We start from the raw sequence: 20,716 nt of genomic DNA, 5'->3' as shown, positions 1-20,716 counted from the left end.
GTCGAGGTACGAAACGATGTCGCGGAGATGTGAAATTTGTGGAAAAGGAACGGTAGCCGGCCATAGCGTACCGCGAAAGGGTCAACCCAAGAAACAGGGGGGGGCCGGCCAGCATATCGGAGTCAGAACGAAACGCGTATTTAAGCCTAACCTGGTAAAGGTGAAGGCTCTTGTCGGAAACCAGAAAAAGACTATTACAGTCTGCACTCGCTGCCTGAAAAGCAACAAAGTTGTGAAGGCGTAAAGCAGGGCTTTTCTGTTTTAACCGACGAAGTGCAGATACCCGGAGCGCCTTTAAGGAGCTTCGGGTATTTTTTTTACTAGTATCTTATTACGACAAGGAGAAAGATATGAGCGGGTGGCTTGTACATCGGGTAGACGGCAGGGCATGCGGAAGCCGCGAAGGTATTAATCGTTTAAAGGAGATTCTCTCCGACGGCACAGACATGCGTTCCGTTGTCTCCGTTGCCTCAGAGAAAGATGTCACCGGGATCCTCATATCTTTGATACATCTGGCAATGGCCAGAAACGAACAATTGTGGGGCCGGATGGAGGAGCTGCGGGAGAATCGTTTTTCCATGATCGATGAAATGGTTCCCTCCCTTTATCGTGATCAGTTCGATGAGCGCCTGCGGCGTGATTTCCATGATCTTGAAGACATCATCAGGGCCGTATGGCTTGTCAGGGACTGTTCTGACAGAACCCGCTACTATATCAGTTCACTAGGAACCATATGGATTACGGCTGCGATTGCCGCACGCCTCAAGGCCGAGGGCTTATCCGTCCGTTACGGCAATGCGGAAGAGGTTTTGGTCATTCGCTACAGCGAATCCGGTCCGGAAGTGTGCTGGAGCGAGACCGAGCTGCGGTGGAAGAATTTTCTGGAAAAAGACAATTCCTTTGATGTCCTTGTCGTTCCCGGGGGCCTTGCAGCCCTTGAAAACGGGGGCGGGGCCTCTTTTCACTCCGACGGTGCGGAGATGACCGCAACGATTTTTGCCAATCTTGTAGAGGCCGAAGCGGTGCGGATTTGGACCTCCGTCGACGGGGTCATGAGTGCCGATCCCAATATGGTTCCGGGAGCAGAGGTGATTCCCGAACTTACCTACCAAGAAGCAACGGAACTCGCTTTTTTCGGGGCGGACATTCTTCATCCTCCTGCCATGACTCCCGCGATGATCAAGGATATTCCCATCAGCATTTCTCCTTTTGCCCATCCCGATTTCCCGGGAACCAGAATATCGGGAAAAAACACAAATGGTGCGGACCATCCCGTAAAAGGTTTCTCGATTATCTCGGATATCGCACTTTTGAATATTGAAGGGGCGGGGATGATCGGTGTTCCCGGAATTTCCGCCAGACTTTTTCGTGCCCTAAACGGAAAAGGGATCTCCGTTATTCTGATCAGCCAGGCCTCCAGCGAGCATTCGATTTGCTGTGCCGTTCCTTCCGCCCAGGGGGAAGAGGCGAAGGAGACGGCGACAGGAGCCTTTGCCTCCGAGCTCGCCACGTATCGAATCAACTCTATCGATATAGAAGGGGATTGTGCCATCCTTGCTGCGGTAGGGGACCAGATGTCCGGTATTCCCGGAATTGCCGCGAATTTTTTCGGTGCTCTTGGCAAGACCGGTGTCAATGTACGAGCCATTGCACAAGGCTCATCAGAGCGCAACATCAGCGCGGTGATACGTCGTTCCGATTCGGCCAGGGCGCTTCGAGCGGTACATGCTGGCTTCTATCTTTCCCCCCAGAGTCTCAGTATCGGGATTATCGGGCCTGGACTGATTGGCGGAACCCTCATCAATCAGATTGCAGGTGAAAGTAAGGCGCTTCGTAAAGCCTTTAACCTCGATCTTCGGGTCAGGGGGATTACCGATAGCCGGAGAATGACCCTTGCCGAGCAGGGAATCGACATCGACGGCTGGAAAAAGACGCTTGAAGAGCATGCAGAAGAGGCTGATATCGATCGCTTCGTCGACCATGTCGCTGCAGACTATTTTCCTCATGCGGTGATCATCGACTGTACCTCCAGTGATGAACTTCCCAAACGGTATGCAGAGTGGTTGAATCGAGGAATCCATATCATCACCCCCAATAAAAAGGCCGGTACGGCACCATGGAATGAATACACGAAAATGACGGAAATTGCCAATCGGCGCCGTCGCCACTTCTTATATGAAACGACCGTTGGTGCCGGTCTGCCTATCATTGGGACCTTGCGCGAGCTTATCCGTACCGGAGACAAGATAATAAGCATCGAAGGCGTTTTTTCAGGTACGTTGGCCTACCTTTTCTGGCGATTCGACGGTTCCGCGCCATTTAGCTCGTTGGTTGCCGAAGCGAAAAAGCTGGGGTATACCGAGCCTGATCCCCGGGACGACCTTTCGGGGATGGATATTGTTCGAAAAACGGTAATTCTTGCCCGAGAGGTCGGTTACCCCGTTGAGGTCGGGGATGTTCCGGTGAAGAGCCTGGTCCCTCCCCATCTCGTGGAGGTCCCGGTTTCGGAATTTATGGAACAGCTGAGCGACATAGACGAGGAGATGGACGGGTTGCTTAAGGGTGCCCAGGCTGAGAACAAGATGCTCAAGTATGTCGGTTCCATCGATGAGTCGGGAAACTGCCGTGTCGAATTGAAGGGCTACCCGATGGATCATCCTTTTGCTCGTATCACGGGAAGCGATAACATCGTGGCTTTTACGACCGAACGATATCGGCAGCAGCCTCTTGTTATTCAGGGGCCTGGTGCAGGGCCTGAGGTAACGGCTGGAGGTGTGTTCGCCGATCTGTTGCGTCTTGCCAGTTATCTTGGTGCTAAGTTGTAGTTGCTGTTTCGATATCACCACGATTCCGAACACTATTTTTATGAAAACTATTTGCCTCCTTCTTGTTCTGTTGTACAATGTTGTAAATTTCCAATAAAAGGAGAGTGGAGATGAAAAAGGTATTACTCACGCTGATTGTGGGGCTGGTGCTTATGTCGGTATTCTTTGCCGGCTGCCAGAAAAAGGAAGAACCGGTTGCCGAAGTGCCCGCAGCGGAGTCGCAGGAAGCACAGGCAGAACCCTTTAAAGCTGCTTTTGTTTATATAGGTGTTCCGGGGGATCTCGGCTATACCTATGAGCATGAAAGGGGGCGAAAATATGTAGAGGCTCAGCTCGGGGATAAGGTTGAAACAACCTTTATCGAAAATGTGCCCGAAGGGCCTGATGCCGCAAGGATCATCCGTCAGTATGCTCAGAAGGGATACGACATGATTTTTGCCACCAGCTTTGGTTATATGGATTTCATGTACGAGGTTGCCCAGGAGTTTCCTGATGTCTATTTTGAGCATTGTTCCGGTTATAAAACTGCTGAGAACATGTCGACCTATTTCGGCCGAATGTATCAGGCTCGCTATCTTGCCGGACTGGTTGCCGGAAAGAGTTCCAAGAGCGGCAAAATCGGTTACGTAGGCGCCTTCCCTATTCCCGAAGTTATTCGTGGAATCAATGCCTTTACCATTGGTGCGAGAAAGGTTAATCCGAATGCCACCGTCAAGGTCGTTTGGACCAACACCTGGTACGACCCTGTAAAAGAACGGGAGGCCGCCGTTGCATTGCTTGACGATGGCTGTGATTTGATTACTCAGCACCAGGATACTACCGAACCGCAGAAGGCTGCCCAGGAACGGGGAATGGTTTCCATCGGTTACGACTCCGATATGGGCAAATTCGTTGGTGATTCCGTCCTTGTAAGTCCCATGTGGAATTGGGGACCCTATTATGCTGAAACCATCGAGCAGGCCATGGCTGGGGTCTGGAAGTCTCACTCCTTCTGGGGTGGCTTGAAAGACGGCGTTGTTGAGCTTTCCGAGTTCAGCCCGAAGGTCACCGACGATGTTACATCCCTGGTCGATGAAGAGACCGCTAAGATCGAGGCCGGAGAATGGGATGTTTTCTGGGGACCTGTCAAGGCCCAGGATGGGAGTATGATGGTACCTGCCGGTGAGAAGATGAGTGATCCCGATATGCTCAACATGAGTGTGTTTGTGGACGGTGTTCTTGGAAAGAGCGGTAATTAACGGCATATAGCCAATCAATTGTTCGAATCATCGGACCCGGCTTCTGCCGGGTCTTCTCATACCATATTCAAAGGTTGCACGAGATGGGAAGTGACGAAGTAGGGAAAATCCCTATCCTTGAGATGAAGGGAATAACCAAGCGGTTCCCCGGAGTCGTGGCAAACGACCATGTTGATCTTGAACTCTACTGCGGAGAGGTTCTTGCCCTTCTCGGCGAAAATGGGGCAGGAAAGAGTTCACTGATGAATGTTCTCGCTGGACTCTATCGCCCCGATGAAGGTGAGATTTATATTCGCGGCAAGCGTGTTGATATCGAAAGTCCAAGGGATGCCATGGATTTGGGCATTGGGATGGTACACCAGAATTTTATGCTGGTAGATACGATGACCGTTGCCGAGAACATTATTCTTGGCCTCAAGAGTGTCGCGGCGATTCCTGATATGCGGAGTGTCTATCGCAAGATTCACGAAATTTCCGAACACTATTCCATGAAAGTTGATCCGGCTGCATATATTTGGCAGCTTTCGGTTGGCGAGCAGCAGCGGGTCGAGATCCTGAAACAGATCTATCGGGGGGCAACCATCCTTATCCTTGATGAGCCGACTGCCGTGCTCACTCCTCAGGAATCGGATGAATTAAACTGTGTCTTGCAACAGATGACCAATGAAGGGCGTTCTGCGATTTTTATCACACACAAGATGGAAGAGGTGATTGACTTTTCCGATTGGGTACGGGTGCTTCAAAAGGGGCGGCTGGTTACGGTGAAGCGTACCTCCGAAACCAATCCTCAGGAGCTTGCAAGGCTCATGGTTGGTCGGGAAGTCCTTTTCCGAATTGAAAAAAAACATTCTATCCCCGGAGAGGTTGTTCTTGAACTTCGGGATATCCGTGCCGACGGCGAAAAGGGGCTCCCTGCTTTAAAGGGCATTAATCTGGAAGTCCGGACCGGCGAGATCATGGGGATTGCAGGTGTCGCGGGTAACGGTCAGCGTGAACTTACGGAGGTCATAACCGGCCTTCATTCATCTACCGGCGGAAAGGTATTTCTCGAAGGACGAGACATGACGGGACGTAGTCCCTTTGCCATGATTCAGGCGGGAGTAAGTCATATTCCCTCCGACCGCATCGCCATGGGAGTGGTGGGCGATATGAGTGTCGCCAATAACCTTGCCATGAAGGGATACCGAAAGCCCCCTCTTTTGAAGGGTGGTTTTCTTAATCCGAAAAGGATATTGCTGATGGCACGGAAAATGATAGACCTTTTTAAGATTTCGACTCCCGCGCCACAGACCCATGTGAAATTCCTCTCCGGCGGCAATATTCAAAAGACCATTTTGGCCCGAGAAATTGATGCTTGCGGAGGTCTTCTGGTCGCAGCTTATCCCAGTCGTGGGCTTGACGTCGGTGCGACCGAGGCCGTTCGTAACGAGATTGTTGCCCAGCGGGATAAAGGGAAAGGGGTTCTTATGGTTTCGGAAGACCTCGAAGAACTCCTTTCCGTTGCCGACAAGATTGCCGTATTGTTTGAAGGCCAGATAATGGGAATTGTTTCTTCCGAGGAGGCGGATACTGAAAAGCTCGGCCTGATGATGGCCGGGGTTCCCCTTGCCAAGGTTGAAGAAGAGGCTGCGAAGCTCGCCGCCGCAACATGTGAACAGGAGTAGCCGCCATGAGAGTGGTTTTTGAAAAAAGAAAGTTCATGAGCCGCCGGGCGCTTATTTTTGTTCCGGTGGTGTCGTTTATCATCAGCCTTTTTCTTACCGGGATTCTTCTTCTAATTTTCAGAACCAATCCTCTGAAAACCTACGCAGGGATGTTTGCCGGTGCCTTTGGCTCTTGGAGTAATTTCACCGAAACCTTGGTCAAGGCGATTCCTCTTATGCTTACCGGTTTGGGGGTCTCCATAGCATTCCGACTTCGGTTTTGGAATATCGGGGCCGAGGGGCAGCTTACCTTCGGAGGTGTGGCGGCGGCGTGGGTTGCCCTGTTTTGGTCTTCCTGGCTGCCTGCTCCTCTTCTGTTGCCTGTGGCAATTATTGTAGGGGCCCTTGCCGGTGCCTTGTGGGCGGGAATTCCTGCAGGGCTTAAGGTCGGTTTGGGGGTGGATGAGACCCTTACCACTTTGATGCTCAATTATGTCGCGATCCTCTTTTCCGAGGGTTTATACTATGGACCATGGCGGGATCCAAAGGGCTTTGGCTTCCCCGGTACGAGAATGTTTCCCGAGGCCGCCTGGCTGCCGCGATTTTCCGGACGGGCCCATGCCGGCCTCTGGTTTGCCATTATCATCGGTCTCCTTCTTTGGGTCGTCATGAATCGTACTCGCTGGGGATTTGAACTAAAGATGATCGGCAAGAACCAAAAGGCTGCCCGCTGCCTTGGTGTCGGTATCGGAAAAAATATCCTCCTGGCACTCCTGCTTTCCGGGGCTCTTTCCGGGCTTGCGGGTGCCTGCGAAGTGACGGCGATCAGTCACCGCCTCCAGCAGGGGCTATCAATCGGTTATGGCTATACCGCCATCATTGTGGCCTGGCTGAGCCAACTCAACCCGATTGCCTCATTATTTGTGGGACTCCTCATGGCCGCACTTTTGGTTGGGGGTGATCAAGTCCAGATGACTATGGGGCTTCCCTCTGCCATGGGCCTGGTCCTCCAGGGGATGATCCTCTTCCCCATGCTGGCGGGTAGTCTCTTTACCGAATATCGCTTGAAAGTGATAAAGCCGGAAAAGGAGGGGGTATAATGATCCTTCTTATAACTTCAATTCTTGCCATAACCCTTAGAGCCGGAACCAGTTTGGTTTATGCAACCATCGGCGAAATCTATACCGAACGGTCGGGGATCCTCAACCTTGGAATTGAGGGGATGATGCTGATGGGGGCAGTTACGGCCTTCTCTGTTTCTTATCATACCGGGAACCTGTTTCTTGCTGTGTTCGCAGCTATGGGTGTGGGAGCGCTCCTTGCCGCCCTGCATGCCTTTCTTTCCATAACGATGCGTGCAAATCAAGTCGTCAGCGGCCTCTCCATTACCATCTTCGGCAGCGGCTTTGCAAGCTTTTTGGGACAGCGACTCGGTCCTGAGAGCAACGGTTATTATCTTGCGGGGCTCGTTGCTCCTCGTTTCCATTCTGTTGCCATTCCCGGTCTTTCCCGGCTTCCGATTATTGGGGCCGTATTCGACCAGGACCTGCTCACCTATGTTGTCTTTCTCCTGATTCCCGTTGCCTGGTTTTTTCTTTACAAGACTCGCTACGGATTAAATCTCAGGGCTGTAGGAGAAAATCCTCAGACTGCCGATGCCATGGGTGTGAATGTCTCAAAAATACGTTACGTCTATACCGTACTCGGAGGCATGCTGGTAGGCCTTGGTGGCGCTCATCTTTCACTTAGCTATACTCCTGGCTGGACCGAGAATATCACCGGTGGAAGGGGATGGATTGTCATTGCTTTGGTTATTTTTTCCATGTGGAATCCGGGCAGGGCAATACTTGGAGCGATTATTTTCGGAGGCATCAATGCCGTCCAGTTTCGTCTACAGGCCTCGGGTACCACCATCCCTGCTGCCTACCTCAACATGGCTCCCTATCTTGCGACGGTTATCGTTCTCGTTGTAATGACCTGGTGGGAGACGCACAACAGGAAGGTCGGATCCCCTGCGGCTCTTGGCGTTAGCTATATGCGTGAAGATAAATAATCGCACCTGCCAGGCCTATTTCCATGTTTTGATATAGCACCGGCGGCGTATATGCTGTCGGTGTTCAAAATTGTTCATCAAAGTGACAATATTCGAATTGTTTTCCAGCTCTCCGCAGGTTTGTACTCTTGTAATTCCGTAATCAATGCACTCCCTGTAGAGTTCGGTCATGAGAATCGAGGTAAGCCCCTTAACCTGGTAATCGGGTCTGATCCCCAGAAGATAAAATACAAGTTCCGTCGGTTTACGAAGGGTATGCAGAAGCGCAAGGGCACCGAGGGGAAAGAGCCTGCCTCTGTGTTTGATCAGCATCGATGATAGTCGGGGCATGGCAATGGCAAAGGCTATGACCTCATCCTTTTCATTCAGAATAATTTTGACGAAGTCCGGGTTTACAAAGCCGAAATACTGTCTTACATACGCATCAATCTGTTCATCATTTAATTCGACTACACCGTAAAGTTGTGCGTACGATCTGTTTATGACCTCGAAAATTCCTCTGGCATGAGGTAAAAGGTCTCTTCGTCTTTTTGCTTGAACCAGGCGCAGTTCATTTCGTTCAAGCACCACTTTTTTAAGGCGTGTAAATTTAGGACCGATCTCCTTCGGAACGGGGATTTCAAACTGCAGCCAATCTACATCTTTATGATACCCAAGGGCTTCGATATGTCTGGGATAGTAGTCGTAGTTGTAGATCATGGGCAGCGTTCCCTCTTCCTCAAAGCCCTGAGTGAGAAGCCCCTCGGGGTCAAGATCGGTAAAGCCGAGAGGGCCGTGAATTCCCTCCATCCCTTGCTCTTCGGCCCATGATTCGACTGCTGCAAAGAGTGCCTGCGATACCTCCGGATCATCGATAAAATCGACCCAACCGAAGCGGATGTAGCGGTGTTTCCACTTTTCAATGAAGCGGTCGTTTCTGATGGCGGCAATTCTTCCGACGGTTTTTCCCTCCCTCTTAGCGAGAAAAAACCTGCTTTCGCAATAGCTGTAGGCTGCATTTCTCTTCCAGTGAAGGGTGTTCCATTCATCGAAAAAGAGAGGGGGGACCCAGCAGGGATGGTTGTAATATAGGGTAAAAGGAAATCTGATGAACTCCTTTAACATCTTGTTATTAGTTGCCTGAATGATGTCGACCATCTGGCGTACTCCTTGATGCTCTACAATGGTGATCAGTATGCACCCGAATCTTAACGATTGTCCAGGTTTTCATACTGTACGAAAGGATGGGTAGGAGAAAAACATGGAAGAAAATCGGATCTTGATTAATGGTTTTAGCGAGGGTACTCTAGGGTATGCTTATCAAACGGATAGAACTTTTGACCGGGAGGATTCCTCTTGAGGTTCCTTTTAGGATTGCTACCATGGAGGTTCGAGATACCGAATCCCTTTTTGTTCGCATAAGCGACAGCGAGGGAAATACCGGTACGGGGGAGGGAAATCCCTTTCGTTCAATTGTCGGCGAGACCATCGGAACGGTATTTGCCGCTGCCGAGGCCCTTGCTCCTTTGCTCCTTGGCAAAAGTGCCTCTGCATTTCATGAACATGCGAAAACAATGGAGGCATTTCTCCCCAATAATGTCACTGCCAGGAGCGCTTTTGATATTGCGCTCTGGGATCTTGCTGCAAGGCGGGCTTGCATGCCGCTCTATGCCTTTCTTGGGGGCTCCCGGCGGGCTTTGATAAGTGACGATACCATCGGTCTGTTCTCACCGGAGGTGATGGCGGAGCGGGCCTGTTCTTTTGTCCGAAAGGGATATAATGCCGTTAAGATAAAGCTTGGGACCAATGCGTCTTTGGACATTGAGCGGGTCAGGGCAATCCGTAAGGCCGTTGGAGCTGAGGTCCTTCTCCGTGTCGATGCAAATCAGGGATGGAGCTTCCCCGATGCCGTAAAGGTTTTAACCGCGATAGAAAAGTGGAATATCGAGTACTGTGAGCAGCCCCTTGCTGCCGATCGCTTCGATCAGCTCCGGGAGCTGCGCCGTCGTACCTCGATTCCCATCATGGCCGATGAATCCCTTTTCTCCGTTTCGGATGCCCTTCGTCTGATAGAGGAGGAGAGCTGCGACCTGTTCAATATCAAACTTTCGAAATCGGCGGGTATTACCGGCGCTCTGGCCATTGCCTCCCTTGCCGAGGCCTCGGGTATCGAGTGTATGATAGGTTGTATGAGCGAAAGCAGAATCTACCAGAGTGCTGCCGCCCATCTTGCATCGGCGCGGCCGATTTTTCGCTATGCGGACCTCGACGGCCCCCTTATGCACACAATAGATCCTGTTATCGGTGGCGCCGTGTACGAGGGCACCACCATTACTCCGGGAGATGCGCCCGGGCATGGGGCAGTCCTCGACGAAAAGGCGATTGCAATCGATCGTCGTTTGGTTTTAGAATAAACCATGCGTCAAGCCAAGGTTATCAGGACACTGTTGTTATTTTTCTTGCTGCCGGTGGTCGTTGATCTTGCATCTGCAAATGAAATTAATCGTTTGATTCTCGTACCGGCAATGAAATTGGTCGGGTCATCATATGCTGTTGGGGCTACCGGGCCCGATAAATTCGATTGTTCCGGTTTCGTTACCTACCTCTATAAACCCTATTTGGAGAACCTTCCCAGGATCAGCAGGGATATGGCCCGTCTGGGCCGTACCGTGCAGCGGCAATCACTGCTTCCCGGTGATCTTGTCTTTTTCGCTACCGGCTCTTCGGCGGGAGAGGTGACGCATGTGGCTGTGTATCTGGGGCAAGGTTCTTTGATTCATGCGATTTCGAACGGCCCCAACCGGGGCGTCGCAATAACAAGCCTCGGTTCCCGCTATTGGAACAACCATTACTACACGAGCAGAAGAGTGCTTGATGATCGGTTCTACCGTGAGACCGGTAGATCGCAATCGGAAACTGCTGCTGCACAGGTGGTTGAGCGGGATTACGCCAAGGGAGCGTATAGGGGTAATCTGAATCAGGGAGAACCCGAGGGGGAAGGTTTTATACATCTTTCCAACGGTGATTCTTATCGTGGTGATTTTCATGGAGGGTTTCCCGACGGAAAGGGAGAGTATCTCTGGAAGAATGGTGATCGCTATCAAGGTGCCTTTCAGGCCGGAACCTTTCACGGAGAAGGGGCTATCTTGTTTCATGACGGTTCAACCCTGAGCGCTCTCTGGAATCGGGGAAGAATCGTTTCCATTACAAGGTCCTCTGGCGAAGGAACGGCTGCAAGAATCCGCCCCGGGGCCCTGAGTAAGAGCTATTATCAGGTGGAAGATTCTCCCTGGGATAGTTTCAACGGGGTTGTGGAAGGGGATTTCGCCCTCTGGCGGCAGAATGATAAAGATCAGTTCGAAAAATGGAAACGGGAAAACCAGCCGGGTAGATAAGTCCCTTCCATGGCCCTCGGGAAACCCTCTTTAGGCTTCCTTCGGCGAAAAGGGCGGTGATGAGTGTATGGGCCTCTTCCGTTGTGATGTCCGGGAAGCGGATTGCAGCCATGATTGCTCCTTCTTTTTCCTTCCAGCGCAGGGGCATTGTCCTGAAAAGGGTGAGCAGCTCCCGGCGTCCACGTGCCTCTTGCTGAACACTTCTGTCGCAGACGTCACAGCCGCCGCACTCCTTGATCTGTGCGTCGAGGAGCTGAAGGAGTGCTTCCCGGCGACAACGATTCGCATCGGTGAAGCAGGCAAGCAGGGCCTTATGGCGCTGGTCGCCGTGGTCCGGGTGAAGATCATCGGGAGAGAGTAGCACCACCGACCAGGCCGGTTTCCTGTCTCTTCCCGCCCGTCCCGATTCCTGTAGGAAGGCCTCAACCGAGGGGGAGGGTCGGTGATGGATGACGGTCCTGATATTTGCTTTGTCGACACCCATGCCGTATGCTGTCGTTGCTACAAGAATCCCTCCTGTACTTTTAAAAAACCAGTCGGCACATAGCTCTTTTTCTTCTTGCTCGAGCCCTGCATGGTAAAAGCGGATTGAGTCCTCTTTCATGTTGTATCGGAGTTCTCTTGCCACCCGTTCGGTTTCCCTGCGTGTCCTGCAGAATATGACCGCTGGCCTCGGCATCGGGGAGGCAAAAGGAGTGGGGGCTTCTCCCCGATGATTTTCCCCTTTGCCCATTCCGCCGGCAAGTAAGGCGGCAATGTCGGCGTTTTTGTTGAGACTTGGAATGACTCGGTAATGGATGTTCGGTCTATCGGGAAGTGCGGTGACAAGTTTCGGGGGTTCTCCGTGGAAAAGCAGACGTGTGACTCCCTTGATAATGCGTTCTCCTGCGGTGGCGGTAAATGCGGTGATCTGAGTGATTGGAAGCCGTTCGGAAAGTTCCCCGATTTTTAGAAGGGCCGGACGAAAACTCTCTCCCCATTCGGGGAGGGTATGTACCTCATCCACGACCAGATGAATCCTTTCGACGGTTGAAAGGAGCTCCATAAGTCTTTGAGATTCCAGCATCTCAGGGTTGGTTAAAATCGCAGTTGCCTTTTCTTGTTCTATGCTGCGGAATATCTTTTGCCGTTCTTCACGGCTTTGTCCTCCCCGTATCAGGACGACGGGAATACCGGCCTTGTCGAACCGGCGCTTTTGATCGGACATCAGTGAAAGGAGGGGAAAGACCACCAGGGTCAGGGGATTCATGAGGAGGCACGGCAACATGAAACAGATGCTTTTGCCCATACCGGTGGGAAGAATGACCAACTGATTTTTAGGCGCCTCGTCTGCCTCTTCTTCACCGTAAAAACCGGCGGCACTGAGAATATTCGCTATGACAATTCGCTGCTGAGGATAAAGCGTTTCTATCCCGAAATGTTCTTTTGCACATTGCGCGATGATATCCTTTACCACGTTTTATCTCCTTCACAATAGATAAAGGGCAGATCGACACACTTTGTTCATATTTTTATGATATCTTACTATTATGGATGAACATACACAGCGAATTCTTGTTGTCGACGATGAGAAGGAGCTTGCAAAGATGATTTGCGATTATCTTTCGGCCATGGGCTTTATTACCGAAAGTGCCTCTGACGGTTCCCGGGCTCTGCGTCTTATCGGGGAAAAGGAGTGGGACCTTCTTGTCCTCGATGTTATGATGCCGGGGCTCGACGGGTTTGATGTTGCCCGTAAGGTTCGGGCCGATCGGGGACTTCCCATCATCTTTCTCACGGCCAGAGCCGAAGAATCGGATCGGATACTTGGTTTCGAGATTGGGGGAGACGACTATGTCACCAAGCCTTTCAGCATGAAGGAACTTGCGGCCAGGATACGGGCCGTCCTGCGCCGCTCGGCTTCTGGGGAGAAAGAGCCTGAGGCAGATACGGAGATCGTCCGCGGATCCCTTCGGCTGAATCCGGTGAGTATGAAAGTAAGGCTTGGCAATGATCCGGTGGCCCTTACGCCGGGGCAATTTGCCATTTTGAAGCAGCTTGTTTCCTACCCCGATCGGGTTTTTACCCGAAACGAACTCCTTCAGGAGGTTTCCGGGGATTATACCGGGGTTTATGAGCGGACCATAGATGTTCATATCAAGAACATCAGAAAGGCCATTGAGAATGATCCCTCACGTCCCCGTTACATCGAAACAATACACGGAATCGGTTATCGTTTTACTGTTCCTCCGGGAGAGGGTGATGAGTAGTCGTTCCCTCTGGAAGATGCTGACCCTTGCATTCTCCCTTGTGCTCCTTTTTGCCTTTCTTATGGTCTGGCTTACGGTTCAGCGGCGGATTCGTATCGAATTCTCTTATCTTGTAGATCGTGGTGATCGGGAATTTGCCCGGAGTTTGGCAATGGCCCTTGCAAATCGAAACAGGGATGAGTTGGAGTTTGTTCCCTTTTCTCCCGATCACCATATGCATCCGATGATGGGGCAGGGAGGAATGGGCGATAGAGAACCTCCTATGCCTCAGAGACAGCGAATCGTTATTGTCGACAGAGAGGGCAGAATTATTTTTCATACGCTTCCCGATATCACCGAGGATATACGTGAGGCCCTTCGGAAACGAGAAGGGGTATCGGTTTTGGTAGGCAACGATAAGATCGGAGAGGTCTTTGTCGGATCGATGCTTGGCACTCAGCTGCTTCCCTATCAAAAGCGTTTTCTCGGCGGAGTTGCCAGGGCCCTCCTTCTCTCGGCCCTCTTTTCCGCGTTTGTAGCGATCGCCGCGGTTATTTTTATCACCTACCGCATTATCAGACCCATCGGCGAGTTACAGCAGGCCGCACAAAAGATTGGCGAGGGTGATCTTTCGGTCAGACTTCCATCTTCGGCCGGAAGAGCCGCGGAGTTTGACCAGCTTGTGGTGCAATTCAACCAGATGGCGGCGAATTTACGGAGAAGCGAGGAGCGCCAGCGGCAACTCATTGCCGATGTAAGCCATGAATTGCGAACTCCCGTGGCACTGTTGAAGTCCCGTATGGAGATGGTCTCGGACGGGGTTTACCATCTTGACGATCGGCAGCTTAATGCCCTCCTGTCGGATGTCGACCGCCTGAGTTCTTTGATTGAAGAGCTGCGGGCGATCAGCAGCATGGAACGCCTTTTCGACCGGCTGTCTCTTAAAAAAAGCGATCCTGTGGCCCTCTGTCTGCGTGCTAAGGACCGTTTTCAACCGGCGGCCAGAGAACGATCGGTGCAGATTGTTTTCGACAGTTCTCTTCGGGAAGGGACCGCAATTATGATCGATGCGGTAAAGATCGATAGGGCACTTGATAACTTAATTTCAAACGCCCTTCGTTTTTCTCCTCCCGATTCAACCATCACCATGGGCCTTGTAAAGGGAGATGGAGGATATGAATTTTCCATTCGAGATGAAGGCCCGGGAATTGCAGAAGAGGAGCGAAAGCGGGTTTTTGAACGCTTTTATCGGGGCACGGGTTCTGAGGAGAATCCGGGAGGACGAGGGCTTGGTTTGGCCATCGTTAAGAGCGCCGTAGAGTTACACGGAGGCCGTGTAGGTCTCTATCCGTCGGAAGCGGGAGCTCACTTCTACTTTTTCCTTCCTGTATGATGCTTTCCCCTAATCGCCCCGCTTTTCGGGAGCGGGGCGGGGGACAATGTTCTATTTTCCCGCCATGGCGAGAGGAAAAAGGGCGTAGAATTTTGCCGCATCAACTACTTCGGAATCCAATACCTTGTCCTGGGTGGAATGGCACAGTGATCCGTCTCCGGGACCGAAGCCGATGGCCGGAATACCGGTACGACCGCAGAGATGAGTTGCGTTTGTGCAGAAATCCCAGGACCCTACAACAGGATCTCGGTCGAATAGTGTTTTAAAGGTTGTAACGCCGGTAGCGATCAGTACATGATCTTCGGGGATGACCCAGCTTGGAAAATAGTCTTCCTGTTCGATCTGGTAACCGGTATAGGTGGTAACCCTTTCCACATCGATGGATGCCTTTCCTCCCACCTGATCCACCAGGGGCTTTACCTCGTTCAGAAGATCTTGTACACGTTCTCCGCAGCTTATACGGCGGTCCATCGTCACCGTCACCCTTCCTGGGATGGTATTGAGGCTCGGGGTATCACAGTCCACCTTCGTTACTTCGATCGAACCGCCTCCGAGAAAGGGATCCTTCACAAACTCTTTCATGTCGTCGATCCCCTTAATCAGAGGCAGGGCCTTTATTAGGGCGTTTTCTCCCCTCCAGGCTGCGCTGGCATGGGCGGCCTTTCCCGTCACCTCCACCTTGATAAGGGCCCGTCCTTTATGACCTCGGATGATGCGCATTTCGCTTGCTTCTCCGACAACGATGTAATCAGGTTTGATATCCTTGTTTTCTTCCATCATTGCCTTGACGCAGGAACCTTCGACATCTTCCTCGCTGATACTGGCAGAGACCCACATGGTATAATCTCCATCAAGATGCAACTCCTTCAGTGCCTTTCCTGCAAAGGCAAATCCTGTAAGACACGCCTTGTCGTCCACCGCACCTCGGCCCCTGATTATTCCATCATCATAGCTTGATTTGAGAGGATCCATTCCCCAGTCTTCAACCTTGCCGGGGTCCACCGTATCGATGTGGGCATCGAAAAGGAGAACGGTTTTTCCCGATCCGATCCTCCCGATACAGTTTCCTACCGGGTCTATTCGCACCTCATCAAACCCGAAATCCTTCAATTGGTCGGCATACCAGCGCACCGCCGCCTCTTCTTCATAGGTGACGCTTTTGATTGCAACAAAATTTCGAAGAAATGTGACGATTTCCGCCTTATTTTGTTCCATATACGAAGAGATTTTTCCAGCACTATCAGCTGTTTCCATGACACACCTCCAGCAATCCGTATCTCACCACAGCTTACAAGAAATACGAAATTCGTTCAACTTGAAAACGGTTTTATTAGAATACTTACGAAGTGTTAAGCTTCCTTTTCTCTTTTTTTTATGGTAGTTTAGATGCGCTATGGAAAAGACAGATCCGGTACTGTATCCCGGGAAACAAATTGAAGAACTGAATATTCTTATTCATGCACTGATTAATGCCGTTCGCTTTCCCGGGGCCTGGGCTCCGAGTTTGAATAATATTCCTCCCATCGATCTGCAGCTGATGAGCCTTGTCTGGTTGAAGCCCGACATCATCATCAAGGAGCTGAGGGATATTATGTCGCTGCCCGGGAGTACGGTAACCAGCAGTATCAATCGCCTTGTTCATCGTGGATGGATAAAGCGGGTAAAAAGCAATCGGGATCGAAGGTCCTACGGCCTTGAACTGACCGAGGCGGGAAGGGCGATTCAGCGGGATCATGATCGGGTCGATCGGGTCATAGCCGCCAATATCCTTCATGCCCTCGATAGCGACGAGAAGCGGTGGCAGCTTATTAATGTGCTTACCGAGGCTGTCAGCCATCTCGAGGGAAGCTACTACAGGGAATTAAGTGGTTGGCTTCTTGCCAGAAAAAAGAGCGAATCTTTGGAGTCTGGAGTATGAGCCCTCCTGTCGGAATCTTCCGTGGAAGGCTGGTCTATATCAGCGGGGGATCAAGCGGTATAGGGCGGGCAGCGGCAGAGGCCTTTCTTGCCGAGGGTGCAAGCGTGGTCCTTTTTGCCCGGGGCATAGAGCGCTTAGGGGATGTCGGCCAGGCTTTGAATGTACGCTATCCGAAAGCCGTACATACCTTCCGGGCCGATGTTTCCAATCGAAAGGATGTGGATGATGCCATTGGCAAAGCGGTTGAATCCGTCGGGGTTCCCGATATTCTAGTCACCTGTGCCGGGACTGCCTATCCGGATTATTTTCAGCAGTTGCCGTTTCAAGAATATCGAAAAATGGTTGATATTAATATAACAGGGACATGGAATTTTGTTCAATCGTCCCTTGTCCATATGAGTGCTGGCGGGCATATCGTTACGGTTTCTTCGGTTGCAGGATTTGTCGGTACCTTCGGATATACGGCCTACGGGGCGACAAAATTTGCGGTCATGGGGTTTTCCGAGGCGCTTAGGGGAGAGCTGAAACCCAGGGGGATTGGTGTTTCGGTTCTGTGTCCTCCCGATACCGATACGCCGCAGCTTCAACAGGAAGATCAAACAAAGCCGCCGGAAACCAGGGCCGTAAGCGGAAATGTCAGGCTCATGTCTCCCGATAGGGTGGCAGCGGCTCTACTGGCGGGGATATACAAAAAGAAATTTCTCATTATCCCGGGATCGGGGGCGAAAATGGTGTATCTTCTTTCACGATTTTGTCCCTGGTTCGTCCGTTCCGTTATGGATCGTGAGGTAAGAAGATATCAGCGACAAAAACAAAATGATAGAAAGGAAAATCAGCTATGAACATTAGTTCCGAAAGGGCCATGAAGCCTATTTTTGAGCCTTGTCACGAGTATCGGGAAGCAGATCAGGCGAGGGAAAGCGGCCTTTACCCCTTTTTCCGGCCGATCGAAGCATATCGCGGTTCCAAGGTCGTGATCGAGGGGCGCGAACTTTTTATGGCAGGTTCCAACAACTATCTTGGGCTGGCATTGGATCCTCGCTTAAAGGAAGCGGCCGAAGCGGCGGTCCGAAAATATGGGACAAGTTGTTCAGGTTCCCGGTTTATGAACGGGACCCTCGACCTCCATGAAGAGTTGGAGGGGCGTTTGGCCTCTTTTGTCGGAAGAGATTCAGCCATCTGCTTTACCACGGGATATCAGACCAATCTCGGCGCCATTTCCGCCCTTGCCGCAAGGGGCGCCCATGTAATCAGTGATAAATATAATCACGCATCGATCATGGATGGGATTTTCCTGGCCCGGGGACTGCACCGGGAGGTTACGCTTCATCGCTATCGTCACAATAATCTCGAAGACCTGGAAGGGGTCTTAAGTAAATTGCCTGTATCCGCTCCGAAGCTTTTGGTTACCGACGGCGTTTTTTCCATGGAAGGGGATATTGCACCGCTTCCACAGCTAAAGGCCATTGCCGATACATATGGTGCGGCTCTCTATCTTGATGAGGCCCATGCCATCGGGGTGGTCGGAGAGACAGGGCGAGGCACCTGTGAGTACTATGGCGACAGCCTGCTTACCGACCTTACCATGTGTACCTTTTCAAAGGCTTTCGGTTCCATCGGCGGTTTCGTTGCCGGAGACAGGGACATTATCGATTATATCCGACATTTTGCCCGGCCCCTCATATTCAGTGCTTCCATGCCTCCCTCCAATGTGGCAGCCGCCTTGGAAGCTTTAACTATTATTCAGACGGAACCCGAGCGCATCCATCGCCTTCAGCAGATAGCCCGAAAGATGCTTGACGGTTTTACCTCGCTTGGTTTTGAGATTGGAACTGCGTCGACTCCGATTATTCCCCTGATTATCGGCGATAATGAAAAAACCTTCATGTTCTGGAAGGCCCTCTTTGAACGTGGTATCTATGTTAATCCCGTTATTAGTCCTGCCGTTCCTCCCAACCGGGCGCTTATCAGGACCAGCTACATGTCCATCCATACGGATGCTGAGTTGGATATGTTCCTGGATATTGCCGAAGAAGAGGCCAAAAAGCTGCATATTATCTAAAGAATACGAGAAACAAGAGGATTAATGTATGGAGAAAGAGAAAAGCGACGAAATTTCCTATATTCTGGCTACACCCTATACCATTGCAAAAAGCAGAACCGGTGGTGTCATTTCACGGCTTCTGTCCCGCGTCGACCTTGAGTTGGTTGGGGCGCAGATTTTTGCTCCCTCAAATGAACTTGCCGAGGCCTATGCCGCTTCCCTTGAACAAAATACGCCTCCCCATCACGAGGATACCAATTTGCCTTCCGCAGGAAGGCTTCTTGCCGACTATGTCCGTCAGAATTTCGTACCTAGCGGTGGGCGACGGCATCGGGTGCTTATGATGCTTTTCCGAGGTACAGATGCCTGTAAAAAGCTTTCGGATGTAGCCGGTGCCCTGTACCAGGAAAATCGGGGTCCGGAATCGCTTACGGGCGAGACGATTCGGGATACCTATGCCGACCTTATTCTCGATAGAGAAAATCCCCACAATGTGCGCTACTTTGAACCCGCGGTGATGACACCCCGGAATCAGGAGACTGCACTGAAGCATATGAAGGTCTTTGCCGACTTCATCGACAGTGAGCCGAATTTGATCGACAATATGACCTATCCCGAGCCGGAAAAGATCGAACGGACACTTGTTATCATCAAACCCGATAACTGGCAGTTTGCATCCAGCCGTCCGGGGACCATTATTGATATGTTCAGCCGCACTGGTCTGCGTATCATCGGTTGTAAGGTGCAGCGCATGTCGGTAGCTCAGGCCCTGGAGTTTTACGGGCCGGTAAAAAATGTTTTGCGGGATAAGCTTTCTCCGGTATTCGGTAAAAAGGCAACGGCCACGCTGGAGCGGGAGTTCGGAATTTCGATAGGTGAGGAGCTTCGACGCGAAATTACCAACACCTTTGGTGTGTACTATGCCGAGGACCAGTTCGGGCAGATTGTCGAATTTATGTCGGGCATTCGGCCCGAGGATTGTCCTGTGGACGAACAGCACAATCCGGGAAAGGTAAAAAGCATGGTTCTGATATACGAGGGGGTCGATGCCGTCAATAAGATACGGGATGTGCTTGGACCTACCGATCCTACAAAGGCGCCGGGGGGGACCGTCCGTCGGGAGTTCGGAAGCAATGTCATGGTAAACACGGCACACGCTTCCGATTCGCCGGAGAATGCCAAGCGTGAGATGAAGATCCTGAAGATTGAAGAGAACAACTGCGGAAGGGTGCTTAAGGATTACATTGCCCGGGTCGAAGGCTGAATTCGCATCCGCAGTAGTTTTGGCGGTAGAGTCCGAGGCTTCGGCACAGTTCGACGCTTCTGGCCACACCGCTCTTTTTTTTGAAATCCCGTTCAAGAAAGCCTTCGTGCCGGTTACCGAGTGCAAATATAAGGCGGGTATTTTTCAGGGGACTAAGGGTCAAGGTTGTTGTAAAACGGGGAATATTCAGACGCCGTGCCTTTTCTGCCGCCGCATCGATTGATCTGCGAAAGCAGATAGTGCAGCGTCTGCCCCTTTCCGGTTCCTTTTCCAGGCCTCGGACCAAAGAGAGCCAGGATGCATGGTCGTACCTCTCCACGATAAGCGGAAGTTTGAAGGCATCTGCGAGCACTTCCAGGGCCTCAAGCCGCCGTTTCCATTCTGCCTCAGGTGCGATATTCGGATTTGAATAAAAAAGGGTGGGAAGAAACCCCTCCTCTAAAAGTCTCTCGGCCGAGGGGGCTGCGCAGGGAGCACAGCATGCGTGGAGCAGTATCTTTACGCCTTTTCCTTCAGTTGCCATCTTGACCGAAGCGTAGCATACATTTACACTCTCTTCCATAAGCTTGAACCTATCTATAGGAGTTTTGTGTCGATGACGGCGACTGTACGAAATCTTGTCGTATCTCTATCTGTTCTCGTAGTAGTCGTACTAGTAGTCGTTGACGCAGGTCGCCGAAGAAGCGGATAGGGAATACCGGAGCAATTCCAGGGCCTGCCGCCGATTGGCGACAGG

18 protein-coding genes are annotated in these 20,716 nt (G+C 51.5%); 14 read left to right on the top strand and 4 right to left on the bottom strand.

All coding sequences use genetic code 11. The features are described 5' to 3' along the window. Positions 1 to 16: 16 nt before the first annotated feature. The 6 genes from rpmB to F459_RS0113635 all read left to right on the top strand — a co-directional run bounded on the left by rpmB (position 17) and on the right by F459_RS0113635 (position 7,759). A complete protein-coding gene (gene rpmB, locus F459_RS0113660; protein ID WP_013255336.1) occupies positions 17 to 244 on the top strand; it encodes a 50S ribosomal protein L28 in 228 nt (75 codons plus the stop codon). A 106-nt stretch (positions 245 to 350) separates the two neighbouring features. Continuing rightward, positions 351 to 2,825 (top strand): bifunctional aspartate kinase/homoserine dehydrogenase I, encoded by a 2,475-nt coding sequence (thrA, locus tag F459_RS0113655; RefSeq protein WP_020613286.1) that lies wholly within the window; start codon positions 351 to 353, stop codon positions 2,823 to 2,825. A 110-nt stretch (positions 2,826 to 2,935) separates the two neighbouring features. Next, positions 2,936 to 4,063, top strand: coding sequence for a BMP family ABC transporter substrate-binding protein (locus F459_RS0113650; RefSeq protein ID WP_020613285.1), 1,128 nt, complete (start codon positions 2,936 to 2,938; stop codon positions 4,061 to 4,063). A gap of 83 nt (positions 4,064 to 4,146) precedes the next feature. Then, positions 4,147 to 5,727, top strand: coding sequence for an ABC transporter ATP-binding protein (locus F459_RS0113645; protein ID WP_020613284.1), 1,581 nt, complete (start codon positions 4,147 to 4,149; stop codon positions 5,725 to 5,727). A gap of 5 nt (positions 5,728 to 5,732) precedes the next feature. Further along, on the top strand, positions 5,733 to 6,806 hold the full coding sequence (locus F459_RS0113640) for an ABC transporter permease (RefSeq protein ID WP_020613283.1): 1,074 nt from the start codon (positions 5,733 to 5,735) through the stop codon (positions 6,804 to 6,806). Then, a complete protein-coding gene (locus F459_RS0113635; protein ID WP_020613282.1) occupies positions 6,806 to 7,759 on the top strand; it encodes an ABC transporter permease in 954 nt (317 codons plus the stop codon). The genes F459_RS0113640 and F459_RS0113635 overlap by 1 nt, the downstream gene beginning before the upstream one ends. Before the next feature lie 15 nt (positions 7,760 to 7,774). Here F459_RS0113635 and F459_RS0113630 read toward each other — a convergent pair whose 3' ends face one another. Continuing rightward, on the bottom strand, positions 7,775 to 8,896 hold the full coding sequence (locus F459_RS0113630; protein WP_020613281.1) for a GNAT family N-acetyltransferase: 1,122 nt from the start codon (positions 8,894 to 8,896) through the stop codon (positions 7,775 to 7,777). A gap of 155 nt (positions 8,897 to 9,051) precedes the next feature. On the opposite strand from F459_RS0113630, the gene F459_RS0113625 reads away from it, so the two are divergent. After that, positions 9,052 to 10,152 (top strand): mandelate racemase/muconate lactonizing enzyme family protein, encoded by a 1,101-nt coding sequence (locus F459_RS0113625; protein WP_020613280.1) that lies wholly within the window; start codon positions 9,052 to 9,054, stop codon positions 10,150 to 10,152. Positions 10,153 to 10,155: 3 nt separating this feature from the next. Further along, positions 10,156 to 11,133 (top strand): C40 family peptidase, encoded by a 978-nt coding sequence (locus F459_RS23630; RefSeq protein WP_081623736.1) that lies wholly within the window; start codon positions 10,156 to 10,158, stop codon positions 11,131 to 11,133. Here the strand turns inward: F459_RS23630 and F459_RS0113615 are convergent. Then, on the bottom strand, positions 11,039 to 12,589 hold the full coding sequence (locus F459_RS0113615) for a RecQ family ATP-dependent DNA helicase (protein WP_020613277.1): 1,551 nt from the start codon (positions 12,587 to 12,589) through the stop codon (positions 11,039 to 11,041). The two genes, F459_RS23630 and F459_RS0113615, sit on opposite strands and share 95 nt — an antisense overlap. A gap of 73 nt (positions 12,590 to 12,662) precedes the next feature. On the opposite strand from F459_RS0113615, the gene F459_RS0113610 reads away from it, so the two are divergent. Continuing rightward, positions 12,663 to 13,382 (top strand): response regulator transcription factor, encoded by a 720-nt coding sequence (locus F459_RS0113610; RefSeq protein WP_020613276.1) that lies wholly within the window; start codon positions 12,663 to 12,665, stop codon positions 13,380 to 13,382. Next, positions 13,375 to 14,754 (top strand): sensor histidine kinase, encoded by a 1,380-nt coding sequence (locus tag F459_RS0113605; protein ID WP_020613275.1) that lies wholly within the window; start codon positions 13,375 to 13,377, stop codon positions 14,752 to 14,754. Before F459_RS0113610 ends, F459_RS0113605 begins: the two co-directional genes overlap by 8 nt. Positions 14,755 to 14,805: 51 nt before the next feature. Here F459_RS0113605 and F459_RS0113600 read toward each other — a convergent pair whose 3' ends face one another. Continuing rightward, positions 14,806 to 16,008: a YgeY family selenium metabolism-linked hydrolase gene (locus tag F459_RS0113600; RefSeq protein ID WP_020613274.1), complete on the bottom strand. Its 1,203-nt coding sequence runs from the start codon at positions 16,006 to 16,008 to the stop codon at positions 14,806 to 14,808. 139 nt (positions 16,009 to 16,147) lie between these two features. Between F459_RS0113600 and F459_RS0113595 the strand changes: the two genes are divergently transcribed. Genes F459_RS0113595 through F459_RS0113580 form a run of 4 tightly spaced genes read left to right on the top strand, consistent with a single transcriptional unit; the run spans position 16,148 to position 19,980 of the window. Beyond that, positions 16,148 to 16,672, top strand: a complete 525-nt coding sequence (locus F459_RS0113595) for a MarR family winged helix-turn-helix transcriptional regulator (RefSeq protein ID WP_020613273.1) — start codon at positions 16,148 to 16,150, stop codon at positions 16,670 to 16,672. Further along, on the top strand, positions 16,669 to 17,514 hold the full coding sequence (locus tag F459_RS0113590; RefSeq protein ID WP_020613272.1) for an SDR family oxidoreductase: 846 nt from the start codon (positions 16,669 to 16,671) through the stop codon (positions 17,512 to 17,514). Before F459_RS0113595 ends, F459_RS0113590 begins: the two co-directional genes overlap by 4 nt. Continuing rightward, complete coding sequence (locus F459_RS0113585; protein WP_020613271.1) at positions 17,511 to 18,734, top strand: aminotransferase class I/II-fold pyridoxal phosphate-dependent enzyme; 1,224 nt, start codon at positions 17,511 to 17,513, stop codon at positions 18,732 to 18,734. Before F459_RS0113590 ends, F459_RS0113585 begins: the two co-directional genes overlap by 4 nt. Before the next feature lie 28 nt (positions 18,735 to 18,762). Further along, complete coding sequence (locus F459_RS0113580) at positions 18,763 to 19,980, top strand: nucleoside-diphosphate kinase (protein WP_020613270.1); 1,218 nt, start codon at positions 18,763 to 18,765, stop codon at positions 19,978 to 19,980. On the opposite strand, the gene F459_RS0113575 is transcribed toward F459_RS0113580, so the two are convergent. Continuing rightward, positions 19,949 to 20,542 carry an epoxyqueuosine reductase QueH gene (locus tag F459_RS0113575; RefSeq protein WP_020613269.1) on the bottom strand — a complete coding sequence of 198 codons (594 nt, stop codon included), beginning with the start codon at positions 20,540 to 20,542 and terminating at the stop codon, positions 19,949 to 19,951. The two genes, F459_RS0113580 and F459_RS0113575, sit on opposite strands and share 32 nt — an antisense overlap. Positions 20,543 to 20,716 lie beyond the last annotated feature (174 nt).

The organism is Sediminispirochaeta bajacaliforniensis DSM 16054, assembly GCF_000378205.1.
GTDB lineage: Bacteria > Spirochaetota > Spirochaetia > DSM-16054 > Sediminispirochaetaceae > Sediminispirochaeta > Sediminispirochaeta bajacaliforniensis.
The sequence above is the reverse complement of the archived record's forward strand: the minus strand, read 5'-3'. Positions and strand labels throughout refer to the sequence as shown.